General features: G+C 73.8%; 7 protein-coding genes. 5 read left to right on the top strand and 2 right to left on the bottom strand.

Going from position 1 to position 15873, the window contains the following annotated elements; genetic code table 11:
* Positions 1-2: 2 nt before the first annotated feature.
* The 3 genes from HNQ07_RS01980 (at position 3) to HNQ07_RS01970 (ending at position 2370) form a co-directional block, all read left to right on the top strand.
* Complete coding sequence (locus HNQ07_RS01980) at positions 3-839, top strand: 3-hydroxyacyl-CoA dehydrogenase family protein (RefSeq protein WP_184109211.1); 837 nt, start codon at positions 3-5, stop codon at positions 837-839.
* A gap of 117 nt (positions 840-956) precedes the next feature.
* Positions 957-1208 (top strand): hypothetical protein, encoded by a 252-nt coding sequence (locus tag HNQ07_RS01975; RefSeq protein WP_184109210.1) that lies wholly within the window; start codon positions 957-959, stop codon positions 1206-1208.
* A gap of 106 nt (positions 1209-1314) precedes the next feature.
* Positions 1315-2370, top strand: a complete 1056-nt coding sequence (locus HNQ07_RS01970; RefSeq protein WP_184109209.1) for a hypothetical protein — start codon at positions 1315-1317, stop codon at positions 2368-2370.
* Positions 2371-2373: 3 nt separating this feature from the next.
* Here the strand turns inward: HNQ07_RS01970 and trhO are convergent, their stop codons facing one another.
* On the bottom strand, positions 2374-3261 hold the full coding sequence (gene trhO / locus HNQ07_RS01965; RefSeq protein WP_184109208.1) for an oxygen-dependent tRNA uridine(34) hydroxylase TrhO: 888 nt from the start codon (positions 3259-3261) through the stop codon (positions 2374-2376).
* Between the two features lie 78 nt (positions 3262-3339).
* On the opposite strand from trhO, the gene HNQ07_RS01960 reads away from it, so the two are divergent.
* Both HNQ07_RS01960 and HNQ07_RS01955 read left to right on the top strand, forming a co-directional pair.
* On the top strand, positions 3340-5406 hold the full coding sequence (locus HNQ07_RS01960; protein WP_184109207.1) for an ABC-F family ATP-binding cassette domain-containing protein: 2067 nt from the start codon (positions 3340-3342) through the stop codon (positions 5404-5406).
* Positions 5407-5449: 43 nt separating this feature from the next.
* Positions 5450-5905, top strand: a complete 456-nt coding sequence (locus HNQ07_RS01955) for a hypothetical protein (protein ID WP_184109206.1) — start codon at positions 5450-5452, stop codon at positions 5903-5905.
* 62 nt (positions 5906-5967) lie between these two features.
* Here HNQ07_RS01955 and HNQ07_RS01950 read toward each other — a convergent pair whose 3' ends face one another.
* A complete protein-coding gene (locus tag HNQ07_RS01950) occupies positions 5968-15798 on the bottom strand; it encodes a translocation/assembly module TamB domain-containing protein (RefSeq protein ID WP_229831785.1) in 9831 nt (3276 codons plus the stop codon).
* Positions 15799-15873 lie beyond the last annotated feature (75 nt).

Here is a 15873-nt window from a genome sequence, read left to right as displayed (position 1 = left end):
CTATGAACTTCGGAGTCGTCGGTGCGGGGCAGATGGGCGCGGGGATCGCGCAGGTCGCGGCGCAGAGCGGTTTTGACGTCATCGTGCAGGACGTGCAGCAGGCGTTTCTCGACCGTGGGAAAGCGACCATCGAGAAGTCGCTGGCGAAGCTACATGACAAGGGGAAACTGACGGACACGCCGGACGCGATCCTGGGCCGGATCCGCTTCACGGCAGAACTTCAGGACTTCGCGGACTGCGATCTGGTCGTCGAGGCCATCGTGGAGAACGAGGCGGTCAAGGCGGAGCTGTTCCGCACGCTGGGCGCCATCGTCAAGACAGACGGAATCCTGGCGAGCAACACCAGCTCCATCCCGATCACGGCGCTGGCGTCGGCGTCGGGCCGACCGGACCGGTTCATCGGCATGCACTTCATGAACCCGGTGCCGCTGATGGCGCTGGTGGAGGTGATCCGCGGGTACTCGACCAGCGACGAGACGGCGCGGATCGTGACCGAGACGGCCGAGCGCATGGGCAAGACGCCGCTGGCGTGCAACGACTTCCCGGGCTTTGTGTCGAACCGCATCCTGATGCCGATGCTGAACGAGGCCATCCAGTGCGTGATGGATGGTGTGGCCGAACCCGAGGCCATCGACGGGATCATGAAGCTCGGCATGAACCACCCGATGGGCCCGCTGACGCTGGCGGACTTCATCGGGCTGGACACCTGCCTGAGCATCATGGAGGTGCTGCACCGCGGTCTGGGGGACGACAAGTACCGGCCCTCGCCGCTGCTGCGCAAGATGGTGCAGGCGGGGCTGCTGGGCCGCAAAAGCGGTCGGGGCTTCTACACCTACTGAGCGGACACGTTCAGAACGGGCGCCCGGCATTCTGCCCTGCCACAACCTCAAGGGAAGCTAAAGCCGTCGTCATTTTGGCGGATTCAAGCGTCCGGGTGCGTGTCCTATGCTGCCCTCATGAACGTCACCCGTCACTTCAGCGACACGCGGACGGACCAGGGCCGCGTGCGGTTCCTGACCCACGCCGGCCGTGCGAGCCTGAAGGCGGAAGGCCCCGGCTGGCACCACGATTCCACCCATGCGTCTCTGGCCGACGCCGCGACCTTCCTGGCCGCCGTGCCGCAGGTGCCGGGCGAACTGTACCGGCAGGCCCTGGACGATCTGGAACGCCAGATGCAGTTCGACGGGTCGTACCGCGGCGCCGCCTGACCACCGGCAGCGCATTGCCCTAAGCCCGGACGCGACGTCGTCCGGGCTTTGCTGCTGATGACACCGAGCGGACGCTACCGCACCCGGTCGCGGCCTACACTGGAGCATGACCACCGTGCCGCCGAGCCTGGGGCTCCACCTGGAGCCGCGCCTGCCCGCCACGCAGGTGTACCGCGCGACCACCCGCGAGAACCTGACCACCATGCTGCTGGGCCTGTGGCTGATCGGCGGCCTGTTTCTGGACGGCTGGGCGCACAACCAGCGCGGCGACACCATCGAGTCGTTCTTCACGCCGTGGCACGCGGTGTTCTACAGCGGGTTCGCGGCGGTGGCCGCGTGGTGCCTGTATCTGGCCTCGCGCGGGTGGCGGCTGGGGCGGCGCGGCCTGGCGGCTTTCCCAGACGGCTACGCGCTGGCGGCACTGGGCGTGCCGCTGTTCGGGGTGTCCGGCGCGGGCGACCTGCTGTGGCACACGTTCCTGGGCATCGAGGTGGGGATCGAAGCGCTGCTCTCCCCCACCCACCTGGGGCTGTTCACGGGCGCCATGCTGATCCTGGCGTCCCCGCTGAACGCCGCGTGGCGCGCCCCGGTCGGGCGCTCAGCACCCGGCATGGTGCGGTGGGTCGCGGCGCTGTCGGCCACGTCGATGCTGGCAGCCACGGCGTTCATGCACATGTACATGTGGGGCCTGCTGATGGTGCCGCAGGGCCTCGGGTGGGTGCAGACACGCGGCGAGCTGAGCGCGGTGCTGCTGACCTCGCTGATCCAGACCGCGCCCGCGCTGCTGCTGCTGCGCCGCTTCACGCTGCCGTTCGGGGCGATCACGGTCATGTACGCGGTCACGAACCTGGGCCTCGCGCTGATGCTCCAGCCGGGCGACTACCGCGTGCCGCTGCTGGCGCTGGGCTGCGGGTTCCTGGCCGACGTGCTGCACGCCACGCTGCGGCCCTCGCCGGCGCGCCTCCTCCACCTTCGGGCCTTCGCGTTCCTGCTGCCGCTGTGCGTGTGGGTACCGTATCTCGGCGGCGCGGTGCGGCTCGGCCTGAGCAACCTGAGCCTGGAGCTGTGGCTGGGCGTCGCCGTCATGGCGGGCCTGGGCGGCCTGGGCCTCAGCGCCCTGCTGTTCCCGCCCGCCCTGCCGCCGGAGGCGCTGACGGACTGAGCGTCACAGCCGTCCGGCGCCGAACTGGCGCTGGCGCTCACGGAACGCGGCCTTCTGCGCGGACGTGGTGTGCCCGGCGCAGTGGGCGCAACTCACGCCCTCCTCGTACTGGGGGTGCTGCCGGTCACCGGCGTCAAGCGGCCAGCCACACGAGTGACACATCACCGCGCCGCCCTGCGTGAGTCCGTGGCCGACGGTCACGCGGCCGTCGAACACGAAGCACTCGCCGTCCCAGCGGCTGTCGGCCTCGGGCACGTCTTCCAGGTAGCGCAGGATGCCGCCCTGGAGGTGCAGCACGTCGGTAAAGCCGCGCTCCAGCAGCAGGCTGGTGCTCTTCTCGCAGCGGATGCCGCCCGTGCAGTACATCGCCACACGCTTGCCCGCCAGAGCGGCCGCGTGCCCGTCCAGCCACTCGGGAAACTCGCGGAACGAGTCGATGCCCGGCGACACGGCCCCGCGGAAGGTGCCGGCCTGCACCTCGTAGCGGTTGCGGGTGTCGATCACGACCACGTCCGGGTCGTCCAGCAGCGCGTTCCACTCGGCCGGGCGGACATACGTGCCGACCCGCTCACGCGGCGCCACCGGCACGCCCAGCGTCACGATCTCGGCCTTCACGCGCACCTTGAAGCGCCGGAACGGGCGGACTGCGGCCGCGGACTCCTTGTCCTCCAGCGCCGTGAAGCCCTCACCGTGCAGAAACGCCCGCAGCGCGTCGATGCCTTCCCGCGTGCCCGCCACCGTGCCGTTCAGGCCCTCGGGCGCGACGATCAGCGTGCCGCACAGGTCATGGGCGCGGCCCAGGTCGAGCAGCGCTCCACGCAGCGCGGCGGGATCAGCAACGTCCCGGAACTGGTACAGCGCGGCGACGATACATGGGGCGGGCGTGGACATCGCCGCCGATCATAACCGCTGCGCCACTGCGCCATCCGGCCCATTCCCCCTCCCCGGCCCTCTGCTAGCCTCGGGCTCGTGGGCACGTTGCTGTTCGCCGAGGACGTCACCGTCGTGTACGGCGGGCGGGCGGTGCTGGACGGCGTGTCGCTCGGCGTGACGGAGGGCGAGCGCGTGGCGCTGCTGGGCCGCAACGGGGCCGGCAAGACGACGCTGCTGCGCGTGCTGACCGGTGACCTCGTCCCGGACGAGGGCAGCGTGTGGCGCGCAGACGACCTGGGGATCGCGGTACTGGAACAGCACCACGCGCATCCGGCGGGTGTGAATGTGCAGGCATTGGTGGACGCCGCGCACCCGTACCGGGAGCTGGAGGCCGAGGTGCTGGCACTGGAGGCGAACCTGGGCGACCCGGCGGTGCTGGAGGCGTGGACAGCGCTGCACACGCACCTGGAGGCGGCACAGGCGTACGCGTGGCCGACCCGCGTGCGCCGCATCCTGGGCATGCTCGACCTGACGCGCTTCCTGCACCGCGAGGCGGCCACGCTGTCCGGCGGCGAGCGCACCCGGCTGGCGCTGGCCCTGGCCCTGGCGCGCGAGCCCGACCTGCTGGTGCTGGACGAGCCGACCAATCACCTGGACGTGCGGATGCGCGAGTGGCTGGAGGGCTGGCTGCGGGACTACCGGGGCGGCACGGTGCTCACCAGCCACGACCGCGATTTTCTGGACGCGGTGGCGACGCGCTCGGTGTGGCTGGAGGGCGGCGAGGGCCAGGAGTATCCCGGCGGGTACTCACGGGCGCGGGCGCAGCGCGAGCTGGAACGGCGCACGCAGTCCCGCGCCGCGCGGCTGGGCGAGCGCGAGGCGGCCCGGCTGTCGGGCAGCGTGGCGCAGCTGGACCGCTGGGGCCGACGTTCGCGGGGCCTGAAAACCCGGGCGGGCCGTGTCACCCTGCCCGAGGCCCCGCTGCCGGAGCGGCAGTTGCGCATGCGCCTGCTGGCAGGCACGTCGCAGGCGCGGCTGGTCGCGTGGGGCGAGCACCTGGGCAAGTCGTATGCGGGCCGCCCCGTGCTGGCGGACGCCTCGTTCCGGCTGCGGCAGGGCGACCGCGTGGCCCTGATGGGCGCGAACGGCACCGGCAAGACCACCCTGATGCGGCTGCTGGCGGGCCAGCTGGCCCCGGACCCCGGCCCACCCGAACCGGTGCTGCGCCTCGGCAGCGGCGTGGGCGTGGCGAGTCTGGACCAGACGTGGCATGGCCTCACGCCGGGCCGGGGTCTACACGCGCAGTTCGAGGCGCGCTTCGGGCGCGGAGCGAACGCCGTGCTGGGCCGCGCGGGCTTCACGGCGGACGACTGGGACAAGACGCCCGAGGTGCTGTCCGGCGGAGAGCGGGCGCGGGCGGGTCTGGCGCTGGTGAGCGCGCTACGGGCGGACCTGCTGCTGCTGGACGAACCCACCAACCACCTTGACGTCGAGGCGCTCCAGGCGCTGGAGGACGCCGTGCACGCATATGAGGGCGCGGTCGTGATCGTCACGCACGACCGGCGCTTCGCGCGGGAGGTCGCCAACCGCCTGTGGGTGGTGGAGGGCGGCACGTTGCGCGAACCGCTGGGCTGGGGCAGCCGCGAGTACCGCGATCCGGCCGCGACCCTGCGGGGCGACCCGCCGCCGCCGCCCCCGCCGCCCACGCCCCGGCAGCGGCTGGTGCCCGTCGAGAACCAGCTGCTGGACCTCCGCGTGCAGCTCGACCAGCCGGGCCGCCTGACCGGACGCGAGGAAGCGCGGCTGCGCGCACAGGCCCACGCCCTCCAGGGGCACCTGTACGACCTGTACGCGGCGGCCTTCGAGGCCCCGCAGTTCGACGACGAGGTGCGCGAGCCGGGCCTGACGGTCCGCGCCCAGCGCTTCGGCGCGCACGGCGGGATGTTCTGGGCCGCGCGCGACGAGGGGTGTCCGCACCTCGCGTGGGACGGCGTGACGCTGCGCTGGAACGGCGAGCCGCCCGCGTGGTACGGCGCGGCGCTGCTCGGCGGCGCGCTGCGGCTGCTGTTCGAACGCTGGAACGTGGGCCGCGTGCAGCTCGGCGAGGACGGCCCGCAGCTCACGCGCCGCGCGTGGTTCGAGCGCACCGGCGTGCTCCGCTGACCCCGGCGAACCCGTTCCCCTCTGCCCCGCTATACTTCCGCGCATGGACGACCTCATCAAAGGACGCCTCGGGGGCGAGAGCGGATACGACATCCGCTGCGTCATCGACGGCGACACCATCCGGGGCCGCGCGGGCGGCAAGCTGCACGGCAAGGACATCGACCTCGAAATCACCGAACGCGGCGTGCAGGGCTCGGTTGGCACGGACAGCGTCAAGATCGAACTGACCGACGGCGAACTGAAGGGCCACGTGGGCAGCCAGACGCTGGTGCTGCGCGGCGTGGACCGCGTGACCGGCTTCATGGGCGAGCCCATCGTCGGGTGGAACGTGGTGGCGCAGCAGAGCGGCGAGAAGCTGTCCGGCCAGCTGGGCAGCACGGTGCTGGGCCGGCCCTTCGAACTGGAACTCGGCAGCGCGCCCGGCTGGGTGGGCACCCTGGTGGCCGTGGTGGCCTTCTACGCGCTGGAACCCCGCGCGAGCGTGAGCGTCAAGGGCTAAATCCTGAGCCACGGGGCCGCGTCCGGAGTGCCGGGCGCGGCCCCTGGCTTATGTCCCCTTTCTCAGAAGCGGTACGTGACGCCGAAGCGCACCTGGGTCGTTTCCGTCGTGTTCTTCACGCCGATACTCAGGCTGGTGCGCGGGTTGATGTTGTACTCGGTGCTGAAGCTGGGCCGCAGGGATTGCAGGTCGAGGCCCGTGATCGGCGTGCTCACCTTGAAGGTGAAGCGGTTGTCCGGCGTGCTGTAGGTCGCGTCGATCAGGCCCTCGCCGTTCAGGTTCACCTGGTACTGCAGGTACAGGTCGCGGCTGAGGTACGAGCCGAGCGTGATGGTCGCGCCCAGCGAGCCGTCGGCGTTCGCGAGCTGCGGCGTGAAACGGAATACGTCCAGGCCGAAGGCGCGGGCGATGGTACGCTCGACCTCGCCCAGCACGAACACGTTCAGGGCGGTCTGGAGGGCGCTGGTGCCCAGCGAGCCCAGGTTCTCCGGCAGCGCGGCGAGGTTCGGCACGCCGGTGGCGACGAGTGCATACAGTTCCGGCTCGCTGTACGCGCTGCCGGTGGTCGGGTCGCTGCACGCGGGGCCCTGGGCCGTGCAGCTCAGGGCCGTGGTCAGGTCCAGGCTGGTCTCGCCGGTGGCGCGCGTCACGAACTGGCCGGTGAGGTGGATGCGGACCGGCACGCTCTGCCCGGTGGTCGAGGCGGGCACAGCGCCCTGCGCAATGATGTCGAACTTCGGGTACACACTGGTGCCGTCGAAGGACACGCTGGACGCCTGGAGCGTGAACTCGTTCTCGCGCAGATAGATGAAGCCGCGCTGCGACTCGATGGTGCCGGTCAGCACGGGCCGCGCGCCGGTGCCCGACAGCCGCAGGTTGCCGCTGAACTCGGCCCGCACGAGGTTCTCGTCCACGCGGATGCCGTTGGGCGCGCGGATGGGAATGTCGTCGAACACCAAGCGTTGCAGGAAGGGCCGGACGGGCGTCGCGGCGGCGTCCTGTTCGGGTTTGGGGAAGGTCGAGTACTGCTCGGGCAGCGGGCTGGCGTAGGTGTCGATGGTGCGTCCGTTCGTGTCGCTGCCCGCCGACTGGCCCGGCGAGGGAATGGTGGTGGGGGCGTTCACGCGGCCCAGCGTCAGGCGCAGGAAGTCCGCCGCGCCGGACACGCGGATCACCGTACCGTCGTCCACGGCGCTCAGGTCGGCGTTCAGGGCGCTTTCGCGGCCGTACACCACGCCCAGCGGCAGGTTGTAGTTCCGCGCGGCCAGGGTGAGGTTCCAGCGCGGGGCGAGGTCGCCACTCAGGGTCAGGGTGCCGACGCCGGTCGTCGGGTTGGTGCTGCGGCTCTGCACGTTCACGGTCCAGCGGGTGTCGGTCTCCTGCTTCAGTGTGGCGGTCGTGTTCGGCAGCGCGCCCAGCGCCTGTGGAGCGAGCAGCCCCTGGAAGGTGACGGCGGTCGCGCTGAGTTTCCCGAGCGTGAGCTGGCCCCGGACCGTGACCGCGCCGTCGGTGCCCACGCTGCCGCCGGTGAGGACGCGCCCGCCGGCCGTGAACGCGCCGCTGTCCGGCAGGTCGCCCGCGAAGTTGGGCACCTGCACGCTCAGGCCCGCCACGCTGCCCGTCAGGTTCTGCACGCGCACGGCGGCGCGGGGCTGCTCATAGGTGCCGGCCGCGCTCAGGACGACGGTGCCGCGCAGCATGGTGCCCATGTCCGCGAGGGCGGGCACGAGTTGCAGGATCGGCGTGAAGGTCGTGTCGGCGAACTCGGCGGTCAGGTCGACCTTGCTGTGGGTGTACTGACCGTGCACGTTCCACGTGCCGGCCCCGGCGAGCTGGACGTTCACGGAGCGCAGTTCGCGGCCCGCGAAGTCCAGCGACCCGCTGCCGATCAGGGTGTCGGTCATGGGCTGGCCGTTCATGGTGGAGGTCGCACTCACGCGGATGCGCTCGGCCACGACGGTCGCGTTGCCCGCCAGCGGATCGGCCAGCGGGAAGCGGAAGCGGACCACCCCGGTCACGACGCCCTCGCCGGGAGTGGTGCCGGCAGCGGCAGCAATCACCGCGCCCAGCGGCAGGGCGCGCAGACTGCCCTGGCCGAAGACCTCGCCGCCGCTCAGGCCGGCCGTGAACGCCGAGTCGCCCAGGAAGCCGCGGATGCGCCAGTCGCCGGCAACCTGCGTGCCCTCGATGCGGGCGGGCAGCGTCTTGCTGCCGACCTTGAGCGGATCGGCGCGCACGACGAAGGTGCCGCCCCCGTCGCGCAGGGTGGCCTCGCCGCTGACCGGCCCGGACAGGCCCGGCGCGAGCTTCAGGTCGCGGATCTCCAGGCTGTCCAGCACCGCGCGCACGGTGTAGCCCTGGTCCGTGGTCTTCACGGCCAGCACGCCCGCCACGGCCGGCAGGACGTCCGCGATCCCGCCCGACGCGTCCACGCTCGCGGCGCCCGCTCCGCCGGCGGCGGTGAGTGCCGCCTGGAACGTCTGCCCGGCCAGGGTGAGCGTGCCGTCCAGCGTGAGGTCCTGGCCGGCCACGTCGACCGGGTAGCGGGCCACGGTGACGCGGCCGGTCACGCCGCTGCCGTCCGCGCCCACGTTCACGTCGAGGGTGCCCTGGTCGTGACTGACACGGCCCTCCACGCGGCCGGTCCAGCGCTCGGCACCCTGGGCGGCGCTGACAGTCAGGGTGCCGGTGGGGAGGGCCGCGGTGGCCTGCACGCTGGGCTTGCCGCCACGCAGCGTCACCTCAGCGCTCAGGTCGCCGGCCAGCGTCACGCCCAGGTACGGAATCGTGATCGGCGTGGTCACGTCCGCAACCTGTACGGTCAAGCGGCCCGTCTGCCCGCCCGAGTCCACGCGGCCGGTGGCGCTGACGGTGCCCCCGTAGCCGGGCAGGTTCAGGCGCGACAGTTGCAGGCCCGGCAGGGTCGCAGCGATCTGCGTGCCGTCCCACGTGACCCGGCCGTCGCGCTCGCCGTCGCTGACGGTCAGGTCGGCCGCGTGCAGGCTGGCGGTGCCGGCCGCGCGCCACTCGCCGCGGCGCACACTCAGGACCAGCCGGGGATCGGCCAGCGGGCCACTGGGCGTGACGCTCAGACCCAGTTCCGGGCGGGTCACGCTGGCCGCGCCGCTCCACGCCCACGCGCCCTGCGCGTCTGGCCGGACCTCCAGCACCCCGCTGGCGGACGCGCCGGAGCCGTCCACCAGCCGCACCTGCACCGAGCGGGCCGTGGCGACCACGCGCGCACCTGCGCCGAGGACGCCGGCGTCACCGACCACGCGGGGGTAGGCGAGCGGCCCGACGACCGTCAGCGCGGCCGGACTGGTGAGCACGCCGGCCGGCCCGCCGGTCACGCGCGCGGTGCCGTGCCATCCGGTCAGCGGATCGACATTCACGTTCACCGCTGCCGCGAGGCCCTGCGGCGCGGTCACGCTGCCCTGCACGTTCAGCGAGCGGGCCGAGTAGGTGGCGCGCAGCGTGCCCCCCACGGTGCCGCTGGCGGTGACGGTCACGTCGGCCCTCCCACTCAGGGCGGCCTGACCGCTGATTTTCACAGCGCTGCCCGCCGCATTCAGCGCGAGGCCGGTCAGCTTGACCGTGCTTCCGTCGAACTGCGCCACGGTCTGTCCGTCCTGGGTGAGCACGCCGGCCAGGGCATTCAGCGTGCCCGTCAGGGTGCCGGTGGTGTCGGCCAGCGTGACGCCGGCCACGGCCGCCTCGCGCGTCTGCACCTGCGCCGCGAGTGTGGGCGCGCTCAGCGTGCCGCCCAGCGTGGCGGTCACGGTGGCGCTGCCGGTGCCGCTGACCAGGGGAAGCGGCTGGACGGTCAGGGCACCCGTTAAGGCGGGCACGAAGCCCTGCGTGCGGGTCAGGGTGACGTCGCCGCCGCCCAGGGAGCCCGCGTCGAGGCGGTATGCGCCGCGCCCGTCGCCGGTGAGGGTCACGGGCTGCTTCACGCCCGCCACGCTGGCCCGCAGTGTGCCCGCGAGGTTCGGCCACTCGCCCCGCAGGTCGAGCTTCGCCTCGTTCGCGCCGCTGCCGACCGTGCCGTACACGCGGGCGGTCACGCGGCCCTGCGGGACGTTCAGATTCCTAAGGTCGGCGTACACCGTGCCGCGCGCCGCGCCGAGCAGCGTGGCCCGAGCGGTGGCGTGCGGATCACGCACCCGGCCCGCCAGGGTGAGCAGCGCGTCCACCGCGTCCGTGCGGGCGCTCACGGTGCCCTCGACGGTCGGATCGGCCGCCGAGCCGCGCAGGGTGAGGTCCGCCCCCAGCGTGCCCCGCCCGAGGGACGCGGCGCCGACGTACTGCGTGGCCAGATCGCTGACGGTGACGTGCACGCCGGCCGGCAGGGCGCCCTGGGCGCGCAGCACGCCGCCGCGCAGGCTGCCGCTCAGGGCCGCATCGATCTGCCGGGGCGTGTAGGTGGCGCTGCCGTAGACGCTGAAGGGACCGGCCTGCCCCTGCGTGCCGCGGATCGCCAGCGTGCGCAGTTCCACGCGCTGCGGCCCGCCGCTCACGGTGCCGCTCGCGGTGACGCGGCCCGCGACGTCCAGGGTGGGGATGTCCAGGCTGGCCGGCAGCAGCCGCGCGAGGTGCACGGGCTCGGCGCGCAGGGTCACGTCGTAGCGGCCCCCCTGCAACGTGGCGCCGCCCGCCACCTTCGGCCCGGCCAGCCGCACGCTGACGTCTCCGGCGCGGTACGTGGCGCCGACGTCGCCGCTGAGGTCGCCGCCGCTGTCCGCCACGGCGCCCACGAAGGAGGCGACGGGAGCGCTCCACGTGCGGCCGCTCAGGGTGGCGGTGCCGGTCACGCGCAGCTGGTCCGCGCGGCCCCACAGCACGCCCGCATCGAAGGCCGCGAGGGTCACGCTGCCGCCCGGCCGGAACGGCAGCGTGGCGGGCAGCGTCGCGGTCACGCGCGCCTGCTGCGGGGGCACGCCGACCATGCCCGCGAGTTTCAGATCGCCCTGGCCGTCGAGCACGGCGTCGAGCGGGCCGCCGGGCACGGTGCCGGTCGCGCGCAGGTGGCCGCTCCAGCCCGCGCGGAGGTTCCAGCCGGGCGTGCCGCGCAGGTCGACCCGGGTATCGCCCGCGAGGTACGTAGTGTTCAGCTTCACCTGCGCGTCCAGCACGCCGCCCAGCGCGTTCGCGCCGAGCTGGCCGCGCACGGTTCCGGCCAGCCGCGGGCCGGTCAGGACCGCGCGGTAGTCCCGGCCGAGCAGGTGCGCGCTCATCTGTGATCCGGTCGCCTGGAGCCCCGCCACACCGCCGCTCAGGCGACCCTGGACGCTCACGTCGGGTCGGGCGAAGGTGCCCCCGAGCTGCGCGGTGTACGTGCCGGGCAGCCCTCCGGTCAGGGTCGCGCGGGCGCTGAGCGCCAGACCGGGCAGCACCGTCCCGCTGGCCCTCACGGTGCCCACCGACAGGCGGGCGGTGGCGCCCTGCACGCGCAGTACCGAGTCCCGGTAGCTCAGCGGCGCGGTGAAGGCCACGCCCGCCGCCTCGCCGCGCGCGGTCACGCGCAGGTCGGCCAGCGTGCCGCCGACGGTGGCCTGGACGTGCCCGGCCGTTCCGGCCAGCGGCTTCAGGTCCGCGAGGCTCGCGGTGCCGGCCGCGCGCCACATGGCGAGGCCGCTTCCGGCGCCGCGCGCCACAGCGAGCGCGACGTCGGCTCCGGCGGCCCGGCCGGTCACGCGCAGGGTCGGCGCGGAGCCGCTCAGGCCGCCGGCCGTGGCTGTCAGGTTGACGGCCTGCTTCTGGTAGGTGCCGGTCACGGCCAAGGTGAGCGCCGTGTCGGCCGAGCCGCGCAGCGTACCGCTGAGGGCCTGGTATGTCACAAGGGCGTCCGCGCGCGGGTACAGCGCTCCGGCCACGCGGATCGGCACGCCGTTCAGGTCGCTGGTCAGGTCGGCCGAGAGCTGGCCGCGCGCCAGCCGCACGGTGCCGGCGGCCCGCTGGCCCTGCGCGCGGAGGTCCACGGTCGCCCGGCCGCTGGCCCGCGCAGTGTCCAGGCCCGGCACCTGCACGTCCAGCGTGGCGCGCCCCTGGACGCCCGGGAGCAGCGGACGCAGCGCGCGGGCGTCCAGCACGGCGCCCGAGACCGCCAGAGTCTGGCCGTCGTAGCGCACGGGAATCCGCGTGCCGGGGTGCGTCAGGGTGCCGGCGGCGCGCAGGCCGCCCTGCCACGACACGCGGGCGTCCAGGCCCAGGTTCTCGCCCTGGTAGCGCGTGCCATTCAGAGCCAGCGTGGCCGAGGTCGGCGCGAGCGTCACGAGCACCCGCCCCGGCGTGATCTCCGGCCGCAGCGCGGCGGGCAGCACGCCGGCGAAGGGCGCGAGGCTCGCCTGGAGCGTGCCGCCCAGCGCGGGCAGCACCGTGACGCGCCCGGTGAGCGGCCCGGCGGGCACGGCGGCCAGTCCGGCGCCAGTGCCCTCTACACGCAGAGTACCCGGCGTGCCGGCCAGGGTGTAGGTGGCCCGCAGGGTGCCCGCCCACGTGCCCGCGCGGTATGTCAGGCCGCCCACGGCGACCCGGGCGCCGGTCAGCGACACGCTGAGGGGGAAGGTCTGGGCCGGCACTATCACGCGAGCGGGGGCGGTGCCGTACGCCTGGGCCTTGACGGTCACGGTGCCGCGCAGGTCCGCGACGCCGCCGCGGGCGTCCGCGTCGAGGTATGGACCGCGCACGCGCACGTTCAGGTCCGAGACGGTCGCGGGCAGGGTGAGCTTGCCACTGGCGACCACGTCGTGTCCGGCGAAGGCGCCGGTGGCGCGGATGCGTCCGTCGGTGGCAGTGACGGCCAGCGGCCCGGCGGTCAGCGCGCCGGTCAGGAGGCCCCCGCGGGCGCTCAGGTCGCCCGTGAGGGCCTGTCCGGCCAGCGTGAGGCCGCGCGACTTCACGTCGAACTCCGAGAAGCCGCGCAGGTCCACGGTGGCACGCCCGCCGCGCCCGTCCGACACGGTCACCCGGCCGCGCGGCTCGGTGCCCCGGCCCTCGATGTGGCCGTCCACGTACAGGCCGCTCTGGCCCGTCTGGCTGGCGATGGGACCGCTCACGCTGACCGAGTAGCGCCCGTCCGGCAGGGCAGCGGTGCCGCGCGCCTGGAGGCCCTCGGCGTCCGTGACGAGCAGGTCCAGGGCGTTCCACGGGCCGCGGGCACTCAGGGTGTACTGGTCGAGGACGCCCTGCACGTCGATCATGCCGCGCCATGCCGTGCTCCCGGCCGTGGGCGGCCCCCACGTGGCGCCGCCCTGCACCCGGCCCGCCTGCCCGAAGGCCGTCAGTGCCTGCTGCCCGGTCACGCGCGCCAGTCCGGTCGCGGCGTCGTAGGTGGCGCTCAGGTCGCCCCACGTGCCGCTCACGGCCAGCCGGGGCGTGACGGTCCCGCGCAGGTTCACGGCCTGGGCGGGAATGGTCACGCCGCCGAAGGCGAGATCGCCGGTGCGGCCGGTCGCGCGGGCGCCGAGGTTCCCGTACGGCCCGGCGAGCGCCACGTTCAGGGTCTGGCCCTGGGCGCTCACGGTGCCGCTGGCCTGCACGTCCGGGAACACGCGGCCCGCCAGCCGGGCCGACACGCCGCCGAACGAGGCGCCGAGGTCTGCCCGGACGGCGCTGGCTGCGCGGCTCAGCGTGCCCGTTATGGTGGCACCGGCGGCCCCGGCCTTCACCCACGCCGTGCCACCCGTGCCGACGAGGTTCAGGTCGAGCGTGCCGTCCAAGTCCGCGATCCGCACCAGCGGGCGCAGCGCCGCCAGGTTCACCCGGCCGGTCGCGGTCACGCTCTGCCCGTCAATCACGCCGCGCGCGGTCTCGCCCCGGGTAGTCAGGGTGAAGCGCACGCCCTGGCCCACGCTGAGGGTGCCCTGGATGTCCGCGCCCTGCACGCGGGCCGTCGTGTCGTAAGGCGCACTCAGAGCGGTGTCGGCCAGCACCGTCACGCCGCCCGCCACGGCGCGCACGCTGGCGCGGGTGCCCCGGCCGGTCGCCGTGATGTCGTAGCCGTTGCCGCGCGCCGTCACGGTGCCGAAGGCCTTGAGGGTCGTGGTGACGGTCACGTTGCCGTCCACGCGGACGCCCCCGGCAGCCCGCAGGCCGCGCACGCTGGCCCGGAACGAGTCACCCGCCCAGGTCAGGAGCTGCGCGCCCGGCGCGAAGGTACCCTGCTGCCGCACGTAGTTCAGGGCCAGCGGTCCGCGCAGCGTGTCGGTCAGGCCCGGCACCCGCGCCGCCAGCGTACCTGTGACGTCCCCGCCGGTCAGGTCGAGGCGGCCCGAGCCGTCCAGCGTCACGCCCGCCCCCTGGAGATTCCGCGCGGTCCACGTGCCCCGGAACGAGCGGTCGAGGTTCACGGTCGCGGTGCCCAGATCCGCCCGCAGGCCCGCGGTGTCGAGCACGGCCGTGCCGGCCAGCTCGAACGGTCCCGCGCGGCCGCCGGTGATCACGGCGCGCAGGTCCGTGGGCACGCCGCTTACGGCCACGCGCGCCCGCGCCGCCCCGTACGTGGGATTCAGCACCGCGTCCAGGGCCAGGCCACCCAGCGCGAAGGTGCCGCGCAGCGGGCCGCCCAGACCCGTGCCGCTGAAGCTCAGGACGTTGCGCGCACTGATGGTCGCCTGCACGTCCAGCGGCTTCTGCCCCAGTGAGCCCGCGACGGTGGCGCGCCCCGCCCGGTTGAAGGCCCAGTCCCCCTCTATCCGCTGCGGCGCGCCGGCGAGCTGCGTCTCGGCGCTGAACGCCAGGTCGTTCGTCTGCGGCGTGCGCTGCCCGTTCTCGTTCAGGAAGGTGTACTCGGCCTTCGCGTTCGTGAAGGCCACGCCGGCCAGCGCGCCCGCGCCCTGCGCGTAGGCCTTGACGCGCACGGTGGTCCAGCCGCCCGCCGTGACGCGCAGCTTCAGATCGCCGCGCCCCGTGGTGCCCAGCGCCCGCGCCAGCCCGGCGACGGTCGGCGTGGCGTCGGCCGTGACCGTCCAGTTCTTCGCCTTCAGGTCCACGCCGCCGGTCGCGGTGACCGGACCGTTCCAGCCCTGGCCGGTCAGGGTGTAGTGGATGTCGTCGCCGCGGTGGGTCGCGCTGCCGGTGATGCCAGTGACCGTCACGAACTTGGCTTCCGGCACGCGCAGCGCTCCGCCTGTGAGCTTCACGTCCCCGCGCGGAGGACCGTCCCCGATGACGTACTGCCCGCTGAGCTGCCCGCCCGTCACACCCGGCCAGTACTGGTTCACGATGCGGGCGTCCGCGTCAAAGTGGATGGTGACGATGTTCCCGGCCGCGCCCTGACCGATCCGCACGTCGGCCTTCGCCGGGCCGTGGTTCGTGGTTCCACGCACCGCGAGCGCGCCGTCCGGGCCGGGCTGCACCGTGAACTGCCCGTCCGGGATGTTGACGCCCTGACCGTCCACGGTCACGCGGGTCGAGCGCACGTCCAGCCGGCCCAGCCGCACGGACCACCCGCCGCCGCCTCCACCGGTCCCGCCTTGGCCGCCTAGGAGGTCCTTCAGGCGCAGCGCCACGGTCGCGTCGGCCGCCTGCACGTTCAGCGTCACGGTCTTGCGAGCCACGTCCAGCCCGGCCACACTCACGCCCACGCTGCCGGCCCTGGCCTGCACGCCCGGCAGGGTCACGCCCAGGGTGTCCACACGCGGCGCCCACAGCGGCCCGCTGACCCGCCCGGCCGTGACGCCCGCAGGGCCGCCGTACTGCCGCACCAGCAGCCCGCCGAACAGCGTGGGCAGGAAGGCCACAACCAGCACCGCGGCGGCCAGCACGCCCAGCAGCGCCCACGGCCACACCCGGCGCCGCCGGCGCGGCGCGCCCGGAGCGGGGTCGGACCCGGCAGCGGTGGACGGGTCTGGCTGGGGCCGTTCGCGGCTGGGCGGACGTGGGTCGTCCGTCACGCGCCCACCCGTTCCCGCCAGACCCGTCCACGACGCTGCATCGCCCGCATTCTACGCAGCTTCGCGTGAGGGGCA

It is taken from the genome of Deinococcus metalli (assembly GCF_014201805.1).
Classification (GTDB): Bacteria; Deinococcota; Deinococci; order Deinococcales; family Deinococcaceae; genus Deinococcus; species Deinococcus metalli.
This window is presented reverse-complemented; position numbering and strand designations above follow the sequence as displayed.

Excerpts from the sequence above, each read along its gene's own strand:
- HNQ07_RS01980 (WP_184109211.1), top strand. The coding sequence starts at position 3 with ATGAACTTCGGAGTCGTCGGTGCGGGGCAGATGGGCGCGGGGATCGCG.
- HNQ07_RS01975 (WP_184109210.1), top strand. The coding sequence starts at position 957 with ATGAACGTCACCCGTCACTTCAGCGACACGCGGACGGACCAGGGCCGC.
- HNQ07_RS01970 (WP_184109209.1), top strand. The coding sequence starts at position 1,315 with ATGACCACCGTGCCGCCGAGCCTGGGGCTCCACCTGGAGCCGCGCCTG.
- trhO (WP_184109208.1), bottom strand. The coding sequence starts at position 3,261 with ATGTCCACGCCCGCCCCATGTATCGTCGCCGCGCTGTACCAGTTCCGG.
- HNQ07_RS01955 (WP_184109206.1), top strand. The coding sequence starts at position 5,450 with ATGGACGACCTCATCAAAGGACGCCTCGGGGGCGAGAGCGGATACGAC.